Consider the following 15,793-nt stretch of genomic DNA (forward strand, 5'->3'; position numbering starts at 1 on the left):
GAAGGTGGGCGCACCGTCGGAGCCGGCGTGGTCACCGACATCATCGAGTAAAGCCGACGTGACAAAAGCCATGGGGTCCCTGACCGGGAATGATCGGCAGGGACCCAAATTATGGGAACAGACGCCATGATGAATCAAAGAATACGCATCCGCTTGAAAGCCTACGACCATAAACTTCTTGACCAAGCGGCCGCAGAAATCGTCAATACGGCAAAGAAGACCGGAGCCCATGTGGCGGGTCCTATTCCGTTGCCGACGAAAATCCACCGTTACACGGTTCTGCGTTCCGTGCATATTGACAAGAAGTCTCGGGAGCAGTTTGAGATCCGGGTCCACAAGCGTTTGGTGGATATTTTGGAGCCGACTCAGCAGACGGTGGATTCGCTCATGAAGCTGGATCTGTCCGCTGGGGTTGATGTGGAAATCAAACTGTAAGGCCGCTTTGAGCGGAGAAGCCTAGCCCAAGAGAGCTGAGAAAATGGTGAAGGCATTACTAGGACGCAAGCTCGGGATGACGCAGGTTTTTGCCGAAGACGGCAGTGTGGTGCCCGTCACGGTGGTGCAGGCAGGCCCCTGTGTCGTCACGCAGGTCAAAGTTCCCGCACGGGATGGGTACAGCGCCGTGCAGATCGGCTTTGGGGAAAAGAAGGAAAAGAAGGTCACGCGCCCTCTGAAGGGTCACCTGGACAAGGTGGGCAAAGGGTACTTTGAGGTATTGAAAGAGGTGCGTGTGGAAAATCCCGAGGAATTTGAGCCGGGTCAGGTGTTGGAATCGGGCCTTTTTGCCATCGGAGACCGTGTCGATGTCACTGGAGTGAGTAAAGGCAAAGGCTTTGCCGGTACGGTCAAGCGATGGGGCTTCAGTCGAGGGCCTGTGACGCACGGATGCAAAAATATTCGAGAACCGGGGTCCACCGGATGCGCGACCTTCCCGGGGCGTGTCATCAAAGGCAAAAAGATGGCGGGCCAAAAGGGCCATAAGCGGGCAACGGTTTTGAACCTGAAGATTGTCGACGTGCGACCCGAAGAGAACCTTATCCTGATCAAGGGAGCTGTGCCTGGAGCCAGGAACGCTTTCCTGATGATCCGCAAGACCAATCGGGTCCGATAACGCTCGTGCCCCGCTGGGTGAAGGACGAGAGGAAACACATCATGCCAACGGTGGAAATTTTCGACATGAATCGGCAGGTCGTGGGCCAGATGGAGCTTCGCGACGACATCTTTGACGTTCCGGCCAACAAGCATGTGGTCCACGAGGTGGTGTTGTATCAGCTGGCGAAGCGTCGCCGAGGGACGGCCAAGACCAAGGGTCGAAGTGAGGTTTCGGGAGGCGGCAAAAAGCCTTGGCGTCAGAAGGGAACAGGTCGCGCTCGAGCCGGAACCATTCGATCTCCCTTATGGCGGGGTGGTGGCACCGTGCATGGGCCGCAACCGCGAACCTACGACATGAAGGTGCCTAAGAAGGTGCGTCGGTTGGCGCTGAAGATGGTGCTCAGCCAAAAGCTGCGGGATCAGGCCCTGGTGGTCGTGGATCAGCTGCAACTTCCGGAAATCAAAACCAAGCTTTTTCATGCCTGGATGCAGCGCTTTGAACTGCAAAAACCTTTGGTGGTCATTTCCGGCAAGGACGAAATTTTGGAAAAGTCGGCGCGCAACATTCCCAACGTCAAGGTGCTGCGTTGCGAAGGCCTGAACGTTTTTGACATGCTCAAGCATGGAAACCTGGTGCTCACCAAAGAGACGGTTTCCAAAATAGAGGAGTCCTTGGGGTGATGCGGGACAAAACCTATTCCATACTTAAGCGCCCTTTGATTACGGAAAAAAGCACCTCGGACAAGGAGGAGCACAATAAGCTGCACTTCGAAGTGGATCGTCGTGCCAACAAGATCGAGATCAAAGAGGCGGTGGAAAAGATCTTCAAGGTGGACGTCCTGGAGGTGCGCACCTTGACGGTGAAGGGCTACAACAAGCGTGTGGGGCGCCATGTGGTGCGCACCGGCGATTGGAAAAAGGCCGTTGTGACCATCAAGCCCGGCCAGAGGGTCGAGTTTTTTGAAGGGGTCTAAGTAGGGGAGAGGCGCATCGAGAAGGCCGGAGCTTGAAAATTCGGCCTGAATCGATGGAGCTTTCAACGAGGTTAAGCTATGGGGATCAGGAAAGTTAAACCGCGCAGCGCCGGAACCCGTTTCGTGACCTATTCCACGTTTGAGGAAATCACGAAAAAGGAGCCGGAAAGAAGCCTTGTGGAACCGCTCAAAAAAAAGGGCGGCCGAAACAATCATGGTCGAGTGACGGCGCGGCATCGTGGTGGAGGCCACAAAAGGCTGTATCGCATCATTGATTTTAAACGGGACAAGGAAAACGTGCCCGCCAAGGTTGCGGCCATTGAGTACGACCCGAACCGCTCGGCCCGGATTGCGCTTTTGCACTATGTGGACGGGGAGAAGCGTTACATTTTGGCGCCCTTGGGTTTGCAGGTGGGCGATACGGTGGTCACGGGCTCCGATGCGGATGTCAAGCCGGGAAACTGCTTGCCCTTAGAAAACATTCCCCTTGGCACCGTGGTACACAATGTGGAGATGATTACCGGAAAGGGCGGTCAATTGGTGCGTTCAGCCGGTGCCGGTGCGCAGCTCATGGCGAAGGAAGGCCGCTACGCCACCCTCAGGCTGCCTTCGGGCGAAATGCGCATGGTGCTGGCGAGATGCAAGGCCACCATCGGCCAGGTGGGCAACATTGATCATGAAAATATCAGCCTGGGCAAAGCAGGTCGCAGCCGTTGGCTGGGACGCCGACCTCATGTGCGGGGTGTGGCTATGAACCCGGTGGATCATCCCATGGGCGGTGGGGAAGGTCGCAGTTCCGGAGGTCGGCATCCGTGCACGCCATGGGGTAAGCCCACCAAGGGATACCGAACCCGTAAGGCCAAAAACAGCGATCGGCTCATTGTGCGACGCCGCAAATAGATGACGTAAGGAGGGTAAGGTGCCTCGCTCTTTAAGAAAGGGACCCTTTGTGGACGATCACCTGCTGAAGAAGGTGCTGACGGCCAAAGAGACAGGAGATCGCAAGGTGATCAAGACCTGGTCTCGCCGATCCACCATTCTTCCCGATTTCGTGGGGCTGACCATCGCCGTGCACAACGGCAAAAAGTTCATTCCCGTCTTTGTCACGGAAAACATGGTGGGCCATAAGCTGGGTGAGTTTTCGCCCACACGAACCTTCTACGGTCATGCCGGGGATAAGAAGTCCAAGGTCAAGGGGAAAAAGTGATGGAAGTGAGGGCGGTTTCCAAATACGTGCGCATTTCGCCGCGCAAGGCGCGCCTGGTGGCCGATCTTGTCCGCAGCAAGAACGTGGGGCAGGCTTTGACCATTCTGAAGTACACCCCTAAGAAAGGGGCGCGGCTGCTGAGCAAGACCCTGAGGTCGGCCATGGCCAACGCGGAAAACACCAAATCCATGGACATGGACGGGCTCTATATCAAAGAAATTTATGTGAACGAAGGGCCCCGGCTGAAGCGCTGGAGGCCTCGAGCCATGGGCCGGGCCACACGCATTCTGAAGCGCACCAGCCACATCACGGTGGTTCTCGGGGAAAAGTAATCGGTACGTTACAGGATCTCGGAGGTGGAGATTGGGACAGAAGGTCAATCCAAAAGGTTTTCGTCTCGGCGTTATCCGAACGTGGGATTCCAAGTGGTTTGCCGCCAAGGGATACGCCAAGCTGGCCTATGAAGACCGAAAGATTCGCGATTTCATCAAAAAGCGATTGTACCACGCCGGCATTGCCAAGATCGAGATCGAGAGGGCTGCCAATAAGGCCAAGATTCGTATCTTCACGGCGCGTCCTGGAATCGTCATCGGCAAAAAGGGCGTCGAAATCGAGGCCTTGCGCAAAGAGTTGGAAAACAAATTCAACCGCGAAATCCTTATCGATATTCAGGAAGTGCGGCGGCCCGAACTGGACGCCGTCCTCGTGGCGGAAAACATCGCTTTGCAGCTGGAACGCCGTGTGGCCTTTCGTCGAGCCATGAAGCGCGCGGTGACGTCGGCGCTCAAGTTCGGGGCCAAGGGGATTCGTGTCGCCTGCGCCGGACGCCTTGGGGGTGCGGAAATGGCACGCCGGGAATGGTATCGCGAAGGTCGAGTCCCTCTCCACACGCTACGAGCCGACATCGATTATGCCGTGGCCGTGGCCAAGACCACCTACGGAGTGATCGGAGTCAAGGTGTGGATCTTTAAAGGGGAAGTTCTCCCGTAGGATCGATGTCTTGTCTTGACGGATTTAGCCGAGAGGCGACAGGTCAAGAGACGAAAGGCCTACGGGTGAGATTCAAGGAGAGGATCCATGTTAGCGCCCAAAAGAGTCAAGTATCGAAAGCAGCAAAAAGGCCGCATGAAGGGGATCGCCTCCCGAGGAAACCAATTGAATTTTGGGGACTTCGGGCTTAAGGCTCTGGAACCCGGCCGGATCACATCCCGGCAGATCGAAGCGGCTCGTGTGGCCATCACGCGTTATGTCAAACGCGGTGGGAAGATCTGGATTCGCATCTTTCCGGACAAGCCGGTGACCAAAAAGCCGGCGGAAACCCGCATGGGCAAAGGCAAGGGAGCCCCCGAAGGGTGGGTTGCCGTGGTGAAGCCGGGACGAATCCTTTATGAACTCAAAGGCGTCACGGAAGAGATCGCCAAGGAAGCGTGTCGGCTGGCAGGTCACAAACTTCCCGTGGCGACTCGGTTTGTGTCAAGGCAGGATGTGTTATGAAAGCAGCGACCTTGCGGGACATGAGTGTCGAAGAATTGAGGCGGAAACTGGTGGAGTTGCGGGAATCCCTGTTTAATTTGAAGTTTCAGCATGCGACGGGGCAACTGGAAAATACGGCGCAACTGAAACGGCACAAGCGCGACATCGCCAGAGTGTTGACCATATTGCACGAAAAGCAGCGCGTCGGCGAAGCGTAAGGGGCATGCTCATGGAAGAACGCACAACCAACAAGAAAACCCGCATCGGCACCGTGGTCAGTGACCGTATGGACAAGACGGTCGTCGTCCGTGTGGAGCGGCTGGTCAAGCACCCCAAGTACGGCAAGTATGTGCGACGCCGTAACAAGTTCAAAGCCCACGACGAAGAAAACCAGTGCCGTCTGGGGGATCGTGTGTTGATTCAAGAAAGCCGACCTCTAAGCAAGACGAAACATTGGGTGGTCGTAAAGATTGTGGAGCGAGCCGCTCTCTAGGAGGCTCTCGAGCACGGCATGAGCCGGGTTTTGAAGATGCCCAGTGAAGGCGGCCAAGGGAGGCCATCATGATTCAGGCGGAAACACAGTTGAACGCCGCGGACAATTCAGGTGCCAAGCGGCTGTACTGTATCAAGGTCCTGGGCGGGACTCGAAAACGCTACGCCACGGTGGGCGATATCATCGTGGTTTCAGTCAAGGAAGCCATCCCCAACTCCAAAGTGAAGAAAGGGGATGTCATGCGGGCCGTGGTGGTCAGAACCAAGAAGGAAGTGCGTCGCCCGGACGGCTCCTACATCAAGTTCGATGACAATTCAGCCGTCTTGATCAACGCCGCCAAGGAACCCATCGGCACGCGTATTTTCGGGCCGGTGGCCCGTGAGCTGCGCGCCAAGCAGTTCATGAAGATTGTCTCGCTGGCTCCGGAAGTCCTTTAGCGGAAAGGGTGGGGAAGGTCGCCAATGGCTGTCAGTAAAAAATACCATATCAAGAAAAATGACACGGTGATGGTGATTGCCGGCAAGGAAAAGGGCAAGTCGGGCAAGGTTCTTCGTATTTTGACCAAGAAAGATCGAGCCGTCGTGGAAAAGCTCAATATGGTCAAAAGGCACATGCGCCCTGGAGCCCACAGTCGGCAAGGCGGAATTGTGGAAAAGGAAGCTCCCATTCACATTTCCAATCTGATGGTGATCTGCAGCAAGTGCACGGATCCGACCCGTGTGGGCTATAAGATCCTCGATGACGGCCGCAAGGCACGCTTCTGCAAGAAGTGCGGAGAACTCATCGACGGGTGACGTCCACGACCACGGGCGGAGTGGAGGCGTTCATGGCACGTTTGCGCGACTTGTATGTTCAAGCAGTGGCCCCGCAGCTGGCCGAAAGGTTTCAGTACAAAAGCCCGATGCAGATTCCGAGATTGAGCAAGATCGTGCTCAATATGGGCTTGGGAGAAGCCATTCAAAACGTGAAAATTTTGGAGACGGCCTCGGAAGAACTGGCTCAGATCAGCGGTCAAAAGCCGGTGATCACGCGGGCGCGTCAAAGCATCGCGGCCTTTAAGCTGCGCAAGGGGATGCCCATCGGGTGCATGGTGACCCTGCGAGGGAATCGCATGTACGAGTTTTTTGATAAACTCGTCAACATCGCGCTGCCGCGTGTCCGCGACTTTCGCGGAGTCTCTCCCAAATCCTTTGACGGACGCGGCAATTACACCCTTGGGGTGCGGGAACACATTATCTTTCCGGAAATCGACTACGACAAGATCGACAAAATTAAGGGACTCAACATCACCATCGTCACGACGGCCGAAACCGACGACGAAGCCCGGGAACTGTTGGCCCTGTTGGGAATGCCGTTTCGAAAGTAGGGGAAAAGGGTAGAGAAGGAGGCAGCCTTGGCCAAGAAATCCATGATTGCAAAAGCCCAAAGAAAGCCGAAATTCAAGGTGAGAGCCTACAATAGGTGCCCGCTGTGCGGACGGCCTCGCGCTTTCCTTCGCAAATTCGGCATGTGCCGTATTTGCTTTCGGAATATGGCCCTCAACGGCGAACTTCCCGGCGTGGTGAAATCCAGTTGGTAGGAGCCGGAACAAGAAGGAGTGACCTTGTATGGTGATGACGGATCCCATTGCCGACTTTTTGAATCGTATCAAGAACGCCCACAAGGCGCGTTTTGACAAGGTGGATGTGCCCGCCTCCCGTATGAAGCTGGAGCTGGCGCGCATCCTTAAAGAAGAAGGCTACATCAAGCATTACAAGCTGATCAAGGACGATAAGCAAGGTGTTCTGCGAATCCATCTTAAATATGGGCCGGACCGAGAAGCGGCCATTCGAGACATGCGTCGAATCAGTAAACCGAGTCGACGGATTTATGTAGGGGTTAAAGAGATTCCGAGAGTCCTTAACGGCTTGGGGATTGCGATCCTGTCCACGTCCCGAGGCATTCTGACCGACAAGAAGGCCAGGCAAGAGGGTGTGGGTGGCGAACTTATCTGCAGCGTGTGGTAACAAAGGAGTCATAAGATGTCTCGTATCGGCAAAAACCCCATCGCTATACCTAAAGGGGTCGAAGTCACCCTTCAGGGTGATGCCGTCATCGTGAAGGGCCCGAAAGGGCAGTTGGAAAGGCGTGTCCCATCGGAAGTCTCGGTGACCGTGGAAGACGGCCAGATATTGGTGCGCCGCAAAGACGATGAGCGACGATCCAGGTCGATGCATGGGCTTATGAGGGTTTTGCTGCACAATATGGTCACAGGAGTCAGCCAAGGCTTCACGAAGGTTTTGGAAATTCAGGGGGTGGGTTACCGGTGCGATCTGACCAATAATGTGTTGAACTTCAGCCTGGGCCATTCGCATCCGGTGAGTTTTCCGTTACCTCAAGGGGTGAGCGCCTCGGTGGAAAAGCAGACGGTGATTCGCCTGGAAGCCGTCGACAAGGAACTTCTGGGGCAAACCGCTGCCAATATCAAGGCCTTGCGCCCCGTGGAACCGTACAAGGGCAAAGGTATTCGCTACGCCGCTCAGTGGGTCAGGCGAAAGGCCGGAAAGACTGGCGGCAAGAAGAAATAGGAGAAGGACGAGTTATGGGCTCCAAAACGAATCCCAGCGTTGCGGCGCGCCTCAAGCGCAAGCGGCGCATTCGCACCAAGGTGCAGGGCACGCCCGAGCGACCTCGACTGACGGTCTACAAGAGCCTCAAACATATCTACGCTCAGATTATCGACGACACCACCGGCCGAACCCTGGTGGCGGCTTCGACCTTATCCCCCGAATTTAAGGCCTTGGGAGAGGTGGAAGGCAAGGTGGGTGCTGCGGAAAAAGTCGGCCAGCTTGTGGCGAAGAAGGCCTTGGAGAAGGGTGTGACCAAGGTGGTGTTCGACCGCAACGGGTTCATCTACCATGGCCGCATTCGGGCCGTGGCGGACGGAGCGCGGGCGGCGGGGCTGGAATTTTGACCTTTATCGGCGTGCAAGGAGGCGTATCTTGGCACCTCTCGAGACTCAAGACGTACAGTACATCGATAAAATCGTCCACATTAGCCGAGTGGCCAAAGTGGTCAAGGGTGGACGTCGTTTCTCTTTCAGCGCCATTGTCGTCGTTGGGGACGGCAATGGGCGAGTAGGCTTTGCCCTAGGCAAGGCCAACGAAGTGCCGGAAGCTATTCGAAAGGGGTTGGAAGGGGCGAAAAGAGACATGTTTGAGGTGCCCTTGCTGGAAGGGACTTTGCCTCATGAGGTTTTAGGCAAATTCGGAGCCTCCTCCGTGGTGCTCAAGCCGGCTTCGCCCGGAACAGGGGTCATCGCCGGTGGAGCTGTGCGGGCCATTATGGAAGCAGCCGGGGTGACGGACGTGCTCACCAAGGTCTTGGGATCTCGCAATCCTCATAACGTGGTGCGGGCGACCATTGCAGGACTGAAGGCCCTGCGAAGCCCGGAGCGTATCGCCAAAAGTCGAGGGCTGGATGTGATGGAGGTCAAGGCTCAAGGAGCCGGGAGGTGATCCATGGCGGGAATGATTCGCATCAAACTGGTGCGCAGTCCCATCGGAAGGCCTGAAAAGCACCGCAAAATCTTGAAGGCTCTGGGACTGACACGACTGCAAAAGGAAGTGACGCTGCCCGCGATCCCTCCGGTCGTGGGTGCTGTCAAGAAGGTCAACCACTTGGTTCAGGTCAGCGAAGCCTAATCTGGACCCAAGAGAAAATACGGGTGAATGCCATGCGATTGGATGATTTGCAACCTGCAGCGGGTTCTCGCAAGGACAAGAAACGCATCGGCCGAGGTTCAGGCTCCGGCTTGGGAAAGACCGCGGGAAAAGGCCATAAGGGCCAGAAGGCTCGTGCCGGAGGCGGTGTGGTACCTTGGTTTGAAGGCGGCCAGATGCCCCTGCAACGCCGGGTTCCCAAAAGAGGCTTTCACAACAAGTTTCGAAAAGTTTACACGGTGGTAAATGTGGGGGACCTGGATAGGTTTGAACAGGGCGCTACGGTAGGGCCCGAGGAACTAGCCCTAGCCGGGCTGGCTAAGAAAAAGGCCGACGGGATCAAGTTGCTTGCAGACGGGGAACTGACAAAGGCCCTGTCGATTCGCGTTCACAAGGCCAGCGCCGCAGCGGTGGCCAAGGTGGAGGCCGTCGGCGGTCGTGTGGAAATTCTAAGCTGAGAGGGTCAAGCGGGTGCTCACAGGCTTTCAAAATATCGGCAAAATCCCCGAACTGAAACGGCGCATTGGTATTACGCTTCTCTTTTTGGCCGTCTACCGTATCGGCGTGCATGTGCCGACACCGGGTATCAATCGAGAAGCTCTGGCCGCTTTTTTCGCAGCCGCCCAAGGCACGTTGCTTGGGCTTTTTAATATGTTTTCGGGCGGTGCTATGCAGCAATTGTCCGTCTTCTCCCTGGGGATCATGCCCTACATCAGCTCGTCGATCATTTTGCAGCTCCTGACCGTGGTCATCCCTCATCTGGAAAGACTCAGCAAGGAAGGTGAGGCCGGCCGAAAGAAGATTACCCAGTACACACGTTACGGGACGGTGGTTCTCAGTATCATTCAAGGCTTTGGGATCGCTTTTGGTCTTGAGGGCATGACCGGGCCTGGGGGAGAGCCTGTGGTGCTGGCTCCAGGATGGGGTTTTCGACTGATCACGGTGATTACCCTCACGGCAGGAACAGCTTTCATCATGTGGTTGGGAGAACAGATCACCGAGCGAGGGATCGGAAACGGTATCTCGTTGATCATTTTCGCAGGCATCGTGGCCGGTATGCCCGGAGCCATCGGAAACACGATGCGACTCATGCAGACGGGGGAAATGAGTGCTTTCAAGGCGCTCGTTCTTTTGATCATAATGGTGGCCGTGGTCGCCTTTATCGTCCATGTGGAAAGGGGGCAGCGGCGCATTCCGGTCCAGTACGCCAAGAGGGTTGTCGGGCGGCGAATGTACGGCGGACAGACAACCCATTTGCCGCTTAAAATAAACACTTCGGGCGTGATCCCGCCTATTTTTGCTTCCTCCATCATTATGTTTCCGGCCACGGTGGCGAACTTCATTCAGGTGCCTTGGATGCAAAAAATCGCCCAAATGCTCATGCCTGGGCACTGGCTGTATACGGTGCTTTATGTCGGTTTCATCATCTTTTTCTGCTACTTTTACACGGCCATCGTCTTCAATCCCATTGACGTGGCCGACAACATGAAAAAGTACGGAGGATTCATCCCTGGCATTCGTCCAGGACGTTCCACGGCGGAATACATCGACCGCGTCCTGAGTCGTATTACGCTGGGAGGAGCCGTCTACGTCTCCATCGTGTGTGTGCTTCCCACCATCTTTACCCAAAACTTCAATGTGCCGTTCTATTTCGGAGGCACGGCGCTGCTCATTGTGGTGGGCGTCGCCATGGATACCGTAGGGCAGATCGAAGCGCACATGCTCACGCGTCATTACGAGGGGTTTTTGAAATCGGGGCGCATTCGAGGTCGCCGATAAAGAGGAAGAACCGGGGGTTTCCTGGGCCGCGACCGCACGTCGCAGGGTCAGCGTGTGATGGATTGTGATAGGGATGAGAAGGCCGAAGGACAGGGAGGGAGACGATGAACATCATTTTGTTGGGACCGCCGGGTGCTGGAAAGGGAACACAAGCCAAGCGCATGATCGAACGGTACGGGATTCCTCAGATTTCTACGGGGGACATGCTCAGGGCCGCCTTAAAGGCCGGAACACCGCTGGGCCTTGAGGCCAAGAAGTACATGGATCAGGGGGCTCTGGTGCCCGATGCTGTGGTGGTCGGCCTGGTTAAGGAACGCATTCAACAAGAAGATTGCAAGAAAGGTTACATGCTTGACGGGTTTCCTCGAAACGTCAGCCAAGCCGAAACCCTCGATGGCATGCTCAAAGAGTTGGGCCAAAAGATCGATCATGTGGTGTGCATCGATGTTCCAGACCAGGAACTCATTCAGCGCCTTACGGGACGACGCACCTGTCGGGAATGCGGCGCCGGTTTTCACGTGATGTTCGATCCACCGAAAAAGGAAGGCATCTGCGACAAATGCGGCGGGCAGCTCTACCAGCGGGATGACGACAATGAAGCCACGGTCACGTCCCGGCTCAAGGTTTATGCGGATCAGACCAAGCCGCTTATCGAGTACTACGAAAAGCAAGGGAAACTGAGAAAGATTCACGGCTTGGGATCTATCGACGAAATCTTTGAGCGCATCAAGGCGGTTTTGGGTTAGAGGGCGCTTTGATCATTTTGAAGACTCGGGAAGAGGTTGAAAAAATAAGGAAATCCTGTCTCATTGTGGCGGAAGTATTGGCACGGCTTCAGGAAGTTGTGGCTCCTGGAGTGAGTACGTGGGATCTCAATGCCATCAGTGAGGAGGAGGCGGAAAAGCGGGGAGCCGTGCCGGCCTTTAAGGGCTATCACGGCTTCCCTTATGCGCTGTGCACTTCGATCAATGAAGAGGTGGTGCACGGCATTCCGAGCAAGAAACGAATCTTGCGCGAAGGCGACATTGTCAGCTTGGACTTCGGGGTGGTGGTGGACGGCTATTACGGAGATGCAGCCGTGACGCTTCCGGTTGGAAAGATTTCCGAGGAAGCGGATAGACTGTGTCGGGTAACGCGAGAAGCCCTCGATCAGGCTATTGGGCAAGCCGTGGTGGGGAACCGGCTTTCCGATATCTCCCACGCCGTGCAAAGCTACGTGGAAAAATTCGGCTACTCGGTGGTTCGAGAATTTGTCGGGCATGGGATCGGTCGAAACCTTCATGAGAGCCCGCAGATTCCGAATTTCGGGCCTCCAGGTCGCGGCGTTAAGCTGAAGCCCGGAATGGTTTTTGCCATTGAGCCCATGATCAACCAGGGGGCTCCGGACATACGCATACTGGAAGATCGTTGGACGGCCGTCACGGCGGACGGGAAACTGTCGGCACACTTTGAACACACGGTGGCTGTGACGGAAAACGGTCCGGATATCTTGTCCCTGGCCAAGTAAATCTTCTTTACACAGGAAAGTCGTGCTTCTATAATGCAATGCTTTCGCTAAGAATGAATCGAGACTTGAACAGAGGAAGGCTCCATGGTGAAGGAAGAAGCGATTGAGGTGGAAGGCACGGTCATCGAGCCTTTGCCCAACGCCATGTTTCGAGTCGAGTTAGAAAACGGCCATCGTGTCCTGGCGCATATCTCGGGAAAAATGCGCATGCATTTTATTCGCATTCTTCCGGGAGACAAGGTGACGGTGGAGCTATCCCCATACGACCTGACCCGGGGGCGTATCGTTTACAGAGCCAAAAGCTGACGGGTTCAGGGACGGATGGTGAAAGGGAGTGAGTCATGAAGGTGCGGGCGTCGGTGAAAGTTATCTGCCGCAAATGCAAGATCATTCGTCGGCACGGCCAGGTGCGCGTCATCTGCGAGAATCCGAAGCACAAACAGCGTCAAGGCTAAGTGGAGGAAACGGCATTGGCACGGATTGCAGGCATTGACCTACCGAAGAACAAGCGCATGGAAATCGCCCTGACGTACATTTATGGGATCGGACGGTCGACGGCCCTCAAGATCCTGGAAGAGGCGAAGGTGGATCCCGGAACCAAGTCGGACGATCTAACGGAGGAGCAAATCACTTCCATCCGTCGTGTCATCGACACCCATTACAAGGTGGAAGGGGATCTGCGCGGCGAAGTGTCCATGAACATCAAGCGCCTTATGGACTTGGGCTGCTATCGAGGGCTTAGGCACCGCCGAGGTCTTCCTGTCAGGGGACAGCGCACCCACACCAATGCTCGAACGCGCAAGGGTCCTCGTCGATCGGTGATCGGAAAACGCAAGAAATAGGAAAGTGGAGGCACAATGGCACGGGGTAGAGGTGGTCCGCGAAAGAAAAAAGAGCGGAAAAACATTCAGAACGGCATTGCGCACATCCGTTCCACATTCAATAACACCATCGTGACCATCACGGACATGAGCGGGAACACCATCTCATGGGCCAGCGGCGGCAATCAGGGGTTTAAGGGATCGCGTAAAAGCACCCCCTTTGCCGCTCAGACGGCGGCTCAGGCGGCTGCGAAGGCCGCCATGGAACACGGGCTGCAAAACGTGGAGGTTTACGTCAAGGGGCCGGGCTCAGGTCGTGAGGCCGCGTTGCGGGCTTTGCAGGCCGCTGGATTGAATGTGACGGTGATTCGGGACGTGACACCCATTCCCCACAATGGATGTCGGCCGCCCAAGAGGCGCCGCGTTTAAGGAGCATCTTGAGAAAGGGCCCTTTGGGCCTTCGGGAATTCAAGGAGGAATCGGTCTTGGCGCGATATACAGGTCCGCAATGCCGGCTGTGTCGGCGGGAAAACATGAAATTGTACCTCAAGGGGGATCGTTGCTATTCGGACAAGTGCGCCTTTGAGCGTCGCAGTTACGCTCCTGGTCAGCATGGGCAGCGCCGCGGCAAATTGTCCGACTACGGTGTGCAGCTTCGAGAGAAACAAAAGATCAAGAGAATGTACGGCCTTCAGGAAAAGCAGTTCAAGGCCTATTTCAAGGAAGCCGACCGCCAGAAAGGCGTCACGGGCACCAACTTCTTGATCTTGTTGGAGCGACGGCTGGACAACACAGTGTTTCGTCTAGGGTTTGCCAACTCGAGGTCTCAGGCCAGGCAGCTGGTTCGTCACAACCACTTTCTCGTCAACGGCCACAAGGTGAATATTCCATCCTACTTGTTGCGGCCCGGCGATGTGATCACGGTACGGGAAAAAAGCCGACAGTTGGAAGTGATCAACGAAGCTCTGGATGCGCTGCCTCGACGCGGGCTGGTCCCGTGGCTGGAACTGGACAAGGAAGCGTACCGAGGAACTTTCCGAAGCCTTCCGACACGTGAAGAAATGCCGCTGCCGGTGCAAGAACACTTGGTGGTGGAATTCTATTCGAAGTAATGCGGAGAAACATTTTGAATGTAGGGCAGAGGGTCTGCCGATGGGGCAGGGTCCTCTGTCCGTTTTCTGAGGCCGTGTCTTGAAGCCCCGAAGACTCATGGGCGGCCGAAGGTATGAGGGCGGGTATGGAGAAGAACTGGCGCGAATTGATTCGACCAAAACCCCTGGCGGTGGAACACGGGGAAGACCCGAAGCGATACGCGAAAATCACGTGCGAACCGCTGGAGCGAGGTTTCGGGACGACTCTTGGAAATGCGCTGCGGCGGGTGCTGCTGTCGTCCTTGAGAGGGGCCGCCATCACGTCCGTGAAAATCGACGGAGTTTTGCACGAGTTTTCGTCGGCACCAGGCGTGGTGGAAGATGTCACCGACATTGTCTTGAATCTCAAGGAAGTGCGCCTGCGTTTCAATGGGGATGCTCCCAAGGTGCTGGTTTTGGAAAAGGTCGGAGAAGGTCCCGTGACGGCGGGCGATATTCGCCCTGACTCGTCCGTGACCATTCTCAATCCGGACCAGCGCATCTGCACCCTGGCTCGCGACGGCAAGGTGCGCATGGAACTCACGGTGGAAGAAGGCAAGGGGTACGTCCCGGCCGAATGGAATTCCGAGAAGGTGGAAACCATTGGGACCATTCCTATTGACGCCATTTTTACACCGGTGCGTAAGGTCAGCTACAACGTGACTCAAGCGCGTGTGGGACAACGCACCGATTACGACAAGCTGACCATGGAAATCTGGACGGACGGCAGTGTGACCCCCGAGGATGCCTTGGCTTTGGCTGCCAAAATCTTAAAGGACCAGCTGAGCGTCTTCGTGAACTTTGAAGATTACGAGGCTCCGGTGGCTGCTGAGGAACAGGCTCAAGAGCCTACCTTCAATGAGAACCTCTTTCGCAGTGTGGATGAATTGGAACTTTCGGTGCGCAGCGCCAACTGTTTGAAAAACGCCGATATACGTTATATCGGCGAACTGGTTCAAAAGACGGAAGCTGAAATGCTCAGGACCAAGAATTTCGGCCGCAAATCTCTGAATGAAATCAAGGAGATTCTCGCGGAAATGGGTCTGTCCTTGGGCATGAAGTTGGAGAACTTTCCGAGCCGGGAAGAGATCGAACAGAGAAGAAAGGAAGAGGAATAGCCATGCGCCACAGGAAATCAGGTCGGAAGCTCAACCGAACTTCCAGCCACCGGTCGGCCATGTTTCGCAATATGGTGACGTCTCTGCTGGAACATGAACGCATTGTGACGACCATTCCCAAGGCCAAGGAAATTCGCCGTTGGGCGGATGCCATGATCACGCTGGGTAAGCGGGGCGATCTGCATGCCAGACGTCAGGCTTTGGCCGTCATTCGTAGCAAGGGCGTGGTGCATAAGCTGTTTGCCGAATTGGGACCGCGTTACCAGGCGCGCCAAGGCGGGTACACTCGCATTGTCAAAATGGGTTTTCGCAAAGGCGATGGGGCCCCCATGTGCCTCATTGAGCTGACGGGAGCGGAAATCAAGCCGCAGCCCAAAAAGAAGGCTCGAGCGCAAGAGCAGAGCGCGGCTGAGGGTTAAAAACTTTTTCCTTGCCAACGGCGTTTTCAAAGGGACGTGCTGAAGCGCGTTCTATCAGCGTTGTCGGACGGTGCTACCA

At 55.7% G+C, this 15,793-nt stretch carries 31 protein-coding genes; all 31 read left to right on the top strand.

Features of this window, described 5'->3' with window-relative positions; genetic code table 11:
• The first annotated feature begins 126 nt into the window (after nucleotides 1–126).
• Nucleotides 127–435 carry a 30S ribosomal protein S10 gene (gene rpsJ, locus WHS46_06820; protein ID MEJ5348385.1) on the top strand — a complete coding sequence of 103 codons (309 nt, stop codon included), beginning with the start codon at nucleotides 127–129 and terminating at the stop codon, nucleotides 433–435.
• 46 nt (nucleotides 436–481) lie between these two features.
• On the top strand, nucleotides 482–1,111 hold the full coding sequence (rplC, locus tag WHS46_06825) for a 50S ribosomal protein L3 (protein MEJ5348386.1): 630 nt from the start codon (nucleotides 482–484) through the stop codon (nucleotides 1,109–1,111).
• Between the two features lie 41 nt (nucleotides 1,112–1,152).
• Entirely contained in the window at nucleotides 1,153–1,773 is a 621-nt protein-coding gene (gene rplD / locus WHS46_06830; GenBank protein ID MEJ5348387.1) for a 50S ribosomal protein L4, read from the top strand.
• Nucleotides 1,773–2,066 carry a 50S ribosomal protein L23 gene (locus WHS46_06835; protein MEJ5348388.1) on the top strand — a complete coding sequence of 98 codons (294 nt, stop codon included), beginning with the start codon at nucleotides 1,773–1,775 and terminating at the stop codon, nucleotides 2,064–2,066. Before rplD ends, WHS46_06835 begins: the two co-directional genes overlap by 1 nt.
• A gap of 78 nt (nucleotides 2,067–2,144) precedes the next feature.
• Nucleotides 2,145–2,966, top strand: coding sequence for a 50S ribosomal protein L2 (gene rplB / locus WHS46_06840; protein MEJ5348389.1), 822 nt, complete (start codon nucleotides 2,145–2,147; stop codon nucleotides 2,964–2,966).
• 19 nt (nucleotides 2,967–2,985) lie between these two features.
• Nucleotides 2,986–3,273: a 30S ribosomal protein S19 gene (rpsS, locus tag WHS46_06845; GenBank protein ID MEJ5348390.1), complete on the top strand. Its 288-nt coding sequence runs from the start codon at nucleotides 2,986–2,988 to the stop codon at nucleotides 3,271–3,273.
• Nucleotides 3,273–3,605, top strand: a complete 333-nt coding sequence (rplV, locus tag WHS46_06850; protein MEJ5348391.1) for a 50S ribosomal protein L22 — start codon at nucleotides 3,273–3,275, stop codon at nucleotides 3,603–3,605. Before rpsS ends, rplV begins: the two co-directional genes overlap by 1 nt.
• A gap of 31 nt (nucleotides 3,606–3,636) precedes the next feature.
• Nucleotides 3,637–4,263 carry a 30S ribosomal protein S3 gene (rpsC, locus tag WHS46_06855; GenBank protein MEJ5348392.1) on the top strand — a complete coding sequence of 209 codons (627 nt, stop codon included), beginning with the start codon at nucleotides 3,637–3,639 and terminating at the stop codon, nucleotides 4,261–4,263.
• A gap of 87 nt (nucleotides 4,264–4,350) precedes the next feature.
• On the top strand, nucleotides 4,351–4,767 hold the full coding sequence (gene rplP / locus WHS46_06860; protein MEJ5348393.1) for a 50S ribosomal protein L16: 417 nt from the start codon (nucleotides 4,351–4,353) through the stop codon (nucleotides 4,765–4,767).
• Nucleotides 4,764–4,964 (top strand): 50S ribosomal protein L29, encoded by a 201-nt coding sequence (rpmC, locus tag WHS46_06865; GenBank protein MEJ5348394.1) that lies wholly within the window; start codon nucleotides 4,764–4,766, stop codon nucleotides 4,962–4,964. The genes rplP and rpmC overlap by 4 nt, the downstream gene beginning before the upstream one ends.
• 11 nt (nucleotides 4,965–4,975) lie before the next feature.
• Nucleotides 4,976–5,239 (top strand): 30S ribosomal protein S17, encoded by a 264-nt coding sequence (gene rpsQ / locus WHS46_06870; GenBank protein ID MEJ5348395.1) that lies wholly within the window; start codon nucleotides 4,976–4,978, stop codon nucleotides 5,237–5,239.
• A 68-nt stretch (nucleotides 5,240–5,307) separates the two neighbouring features.
• Nucleotides 5,308–5,676 (top strand): 50S ribosomal protein L14, encoded by a 369-nt coding sequence (gene rplN, locus WHS46_06875; GenBank protein MEJ5348396.1) that lies wholly within the window; start codon nucleotides 5,308–5,310, stop codon nucleotides 5,674–5,676.
• 24 nt (nucleotides 5,677–5,700) lie between these two features.
• Nucleotides 5,701–6,033 (top strand): 50S ribosomal protein L24, encoded by a 333-nt coding sequence (rplX, locus tag WHS46_06880; GenBank protein ID MEJ5348397.1) that lies wholly within the window; start codon nucleotides 5,701–5,703, stop codon nucleotides 6,031–6,033.
• 32 nt (nucleotides 6,034–6,065) lie between these two features.
• On the top strand, nucleotides 6,066–6,605 hold the full coding sequence (gene rplE / locus WHS46_06885; GenBank protein MEJ5348398.1) for a 50S ribosomal protein L5: 540 nt from the start codon (nucleotides 6,066–6,068) through the stop codon (nucleotides 6,603–6,605).
• A gap of 27 nt (nucleotides 6,606–6,632) precedes the next feature.
• The gene (locus WHS46_06890; GenBank protein MEJ5348399.1) at nucleotides 6,633–6,818 is read left to right on the top strand and encodes a type Z 30S ribosomal protein S14; all 186 of its coding nucleotides are present in this window, start codon (nucleotides 6,633–6,635) and stop codon (nucleotides 6,816–6,818) included.
• A 28-nt stretch (nucleotides 6,819–6,846) separates the two neighbouring features.
• On the top strand, nucleotides 6,847–7,245 hold the full coding sequence (rpsH, locus tag WHS46_06895) for a 30S ribosomal protein S8 (protein ID MEJ5348400.1): 399 nt from the start codon (nucleotides 6,847–6,849) through the stop codon (nucleotides 7,243–7,245).
• Between the two features lie 15 nt (nucleotides 7,246–7,260).
• The gene (gene rplF, locus WHS46_06900; protein ID MEJ5348401.1) at nucleotides 7,261–7,806 is read left to right on the top strand and encodes a 50S ribosomal protein L6; all 546 of its coding nucleotides are present in this window, start codon (nucleotides 7,261–7,263) and stop codon (nucleotides 7,804–7,806) included.
• 14 nt (nucleotides 7,807–7,820) lie between these two features.
• Nucleotides 7,821–8,192, top strand: a complete 372-nt coding sequence (rplR, locus tag WHS46_06905; protein MEJ5348402.1) for a 50S ribosomal protein L18 — start codon at nucleotides 7,821–7,823, stop codon at nucleotides 8,190–8,192.
• A 28-nt stretch (nucleotides 8,193–8,220) separates the two neighbouring features.
• Nucleotides 8,221–8,736 (top strand): 30S ribosomal protein S5, encoded by a 516-nt coding sequence (gene rpsE, locus WHS46_06910; GenBank protein MEJ5348403.1) that lies wholly within the window; start codon nucleotides 8,221–8,223, stop codon nucleotides 8,734–8,736.
• Between the two features lie 3 nt (nucleotides 8,737–8,739).
• Entirely contained in the window at nucleotides 8,740–8,922 is a 183-nt protein-coding gene (gene rpmD / locus WHS46_06915) for a 50S ribosomal protein L30 (GenBank protein ID MEJ5348404.1), read from the top strand.
• Nucleotides 8,923–8,954: 32 nt separating this feature from the next.
• A complete protein-coding gene (gene rplO, locus WHS46_06920) occupies nucleotides 8,955–9,398 on the top strand; it encodes a 50S ribosomal protein L15 (GenBank protein MEJ5348405.1) in 444 nt (147 codons plus the stop codon).
• 13 nt (nucleotides 9,399–9,411) lie between these two features.
• Nucleotides 9,412–10,719, top strand: a complete 1,308-nt coding sequence (secY, locus tag WHS46_06925; GenBank protein ID MEJ5348406.1) for a preprotein translocase subunit SecY — start codon at nucleotides 9,412–9,414, stop codon at nucleotides 10,717–10,719.
• A gap of 104 nt (nucleotides 10,720–10,823) precedes the next feature.
• Nucleotides 10,824–11,465 (top strand): adenylate kinase, encoded by a 642-nt coding sequence (locus tag WHS46_06930; GenBank protein ID MEJ5348407.1) that lies wholly within the window; start codon nucleotides 10,824–10,826, stop codon nucleotides 11,463–11,465.
• A gap of 17 nt (nucleotides 11,466–11,482) precedes the next feature.
• The gene (gene map, locus WHS46_06935; protein ID MEJ5348408.1) at nucleotides 11,483–12,226 is read left to right on the top strand and encodes a type I methionyl aminopeptidase; all 744 of its coding nucleotides are present in this window, start codon (nucleotides 11,483–11,485) and stop codon (nucleotides 12,224–12,226) included.
• An 84-nt stretch (nucleotides 12,227–12,310) separates the two neighbouring features.
• Entirely contained in the window at nucleotides 12,311–12,532 is a 222-nt protein-coding gene (gene infA, locus WHS46_06940; protein ID MEJ5348409.1) for a translation initiation factor IF-1, read from the top strand.
• Between the two features lie 35 nt (nucleotides 12,533–12,567).
• Nucleotides 12,568–12,681, top strand: coding sequence for a 50S ribosomal protein L36 (gene rpmJ / locus WHS46_06945; protein ID MEJ5348410.1), 114 nt, complete (start codon nucleotides 12,568–12,570; stop codon nucleotides 12,679–12,681).
• A 15-nt stretch (nucleotides 12,682–12,696) separates the two neighbouring features.
• Nucleotides 12,697–13,068 carry a 30S ribosomal protein S13 gene (gene rpsM / locus WHS46_06950; GenBank protein MEJ5348411.1) on the top strand — a complete coding sequence of 124 codons (372 nt, stop codon included), beginning with the start codon at nucleotides 12,697–12,699 and terminating at the stop codon, nucleotides 13,066–13,068.
• Nucleotides 13,069–13,083: 15 nt separating this feature from the next.
• Complete coding sequence (gene rpsK / locus WHS46_06955; protein ID MEJ5348412.1) at nucleotides 13,084–13,476, top strand: 30S ribosomal protein S11; 393 nt, start codon at nucleotides 13,084–13,086, stop codon at nucleotides 13,474–13,476.
• A gap of 56 nt (nucleotides 13,477–13,532) precedes the next feature.
• Nucleotides 13,533–14,159, top strand: coding sequence for a 30S ribosomal protein S4 (rpsD, locus tag WHS46_06960; protein ID MEJ5348413.1), 627 nt, complete (start codon nucleotides 13,533–13,535; stop codon nucleotides 14,157–14,159).
• A 125-nt stretch (nucleotides 14,160–14,284) separates the two neighbouring features.
• Complete coding sequence (locus tag WHS46_06965; GenBank protein ID MEJ5348414.1) at nucleotides 14,285–15,295, top strand: DNA-directed RNA polymerase subunit alpha; 1,011 nt, start codon at nucleotides 14,285–14,287, stop codon at nucleotides 15,293–15,295.
• Nucleotides 15,296–15,297: 2 nt separating this feature from the next.
• Nucleotides 15,298–15,714: a 50S ribosomal protein L17 gene (rplQ, locus tag WHS46_06970; GenBank protein ID MEJ5348415.1), complete on the top strand. Its 417-nt coding sequence runs from the start codon at nucleotides 15,298–15,300 to the stop codon at nucleotides 15,712–15,714.
• Nucleotides 15,715–15,793: the final 79 nt, after the last annotated feature.

This window comes from Desulfosoma sp. (assembly GCA_037481875.1).
Taxonomy (GTDB): domain Bacteria; phylum Desulfobacterota; class Syntrophobacteria; order Syntrophobacterales; family DSM-9756; genus Desulfosoma.